Annotated in this window: 1 protein-coding gene and 1 pseudogene; both read right to left on the bottom strand. The window is 64.5% G+C overall.

Annotated features, from left to right (window positions below; all coding sequences use genetic code 11):
• The coding region (locus BM150_RS09750; protein ID WP_139219501.1) for an APC family permease at positions 1–770 on the bottom strand (770 nt) is incomplete at its 3' end.
• Positions 771–1,168: 398 nt separating this feature from the next.
• A pseudogene (locus BM150_RS09745) lies at positions 1,169–1,765 on the bottom strand (amino acid permease); the annotation flags it as partial.

The following is a 1,765-nucleotide window of genomic DNA, read 5'->3' as shown; positions in this document are numbered from 1 at the left end:
ACCACCGAGCCGATCAGGGCGAACGGCACGTTGCGCTGCGGGTTGTCGGTCTCGCCCGCGAACTCGACACCGTTGCGGAAGCCCAGGTAGGAGAAGGCGATACCCGCCGCCGGGATGGCGGTGAAGATGGCCCCCGCCCCGCTGGGCATGAAGCCGCCGAAGTTGGTGAGGTTGCCCGGGTTGAACTCGGCGGCGAACAGCACGACGATGACCAGCACGATCACCGCGAGCTTCCACCACACCAGGATGTTGTTCAGGTAGGCGAACAGTCGGACGCCGAGCACGTTGATGGCGCTGTACAGCGCCATGAGCCCGATGGCCACGAACCATCCCGCTCCGTTGACCAGGTACTCGCCGTCGGACTCGATCATGAGCCAGCTCGCGTATGGGTACGCGTACTGCATGGTGGCCAGCACCTCGATGGGGGTGACCGCGGCGGCGGCCAGCCAGCTGATCCAACCGGAGCTGAAGCTGGCGAAGGAGCCGAAGGAGTAGTGCGGGAAGCGGATGATCCCGCCGACGACCGGGAACATCACCGACAGCTCGGCGTAGACGAACCCGATCAGCATGATCATGATCGCGCCGATGATCCAGGACAGGATCGCTGCCGGACCGGCGATCTGGGAAGCGTAGAGGGCGCCGAACAGCCACCCGGAACCGATGATCGCGCCGACCCCGGTGAACAGCAGGCTGATCCGGTTCACGTCCCTGCGGACCCCGTGATCGAGCTGCACCTTGGCCTGCGTCGGTGGCGCAGTTGGTGTCGCCATCTATTCGCCCTTTCCGTACCTTTGTGAGGTCGATAACTACTTTGAGCGTGGACTCTCTAGGATTCGGGCGGCCTCGTCAACACGAAACGGTTAACCTGTCGCGCAAACAAGTAACATTTTGTGTACGAAACAGTGCGTAGACCGTGCGATCGTGTCGCATCTCGGGCGATTCGTGGCTTTTCGTGTGATCAGAATCGCGTGGAGATCAGAAGTGCGTTGACCGGCAAGCTCCCACTGTGTGGGAAGGTCTCGTGTGCCTGTGTACGTGCTCCGCACGGTCGGGGTTCCCGCGGTATGGGAGCGGTAGTACCCGGCGGTAGGCCCCCTCGAAGCGGCCGTGTGGCAGCCGTGGCGGGGCGAGGCGCGGCAGGGGCCGCCCCGCGTGAAGTGAGATCCGGTCAGCCCGCCGTGTTGGGGGCGTCGGTGGGGGTTTTCTCGACGTAGGACGCCACCCGCCGGGAGGGCAGCCGCACCGCCATGGCGTAGTAGTAGATCAGCACGCTCCACACCACGATGATCAAAGCGCCGAGTCCCACCCCTATCGGACCGTCACCGCCCTGCAGCACCAACCCCGCATCGGCGGGCTGGTTCGGGGTGACCTCCCCGAAGTAGCTCAGCGCCAGCATCCCGGCCAGCCACACGGGGAACCAGGAACCGGCCTTGAAGTCGACCGGTGGCGTGTCGTGCTTGGTGGTTACGTGGTAGATCACGAACACCACGTAGCCGACCAGCAACCCGATGAGCATCTTCTCGTTGATCGACCAGGTGGACCAGAACACCAGCAGATTGGACGAGAAGAACGCCAGCAGCGGAATCGTGTCCCCGCCGGGCAGCCGGAAGGGGCGGTCCTGGTCGGGCAGTTGGCGGCGCATGGCGCCGACCACCAGGCAGCCCGGCGCGAAGGAGACGGCGAAGGCCGAGGTGATGAAGCCGATGAACTTCGACCACGCCGGGAAGGGCAGGAAGAAGAAGCACCCGACCACGAACATCAGCAG

Source organism: Actinopolyspora alba, from assembly GCF_900112765.1.
In the GTDB taxonomy this organism is placed as follows: Bacteria; Actinomycetota; Actinomycetes; order Mycobacteriales; family Pseudonocardiaceae; genus Actinopolyspora; species Actinopolyspora alba.
This window is presented reverse-complemented; position numbering and strand designations above follow the sequence as displayed.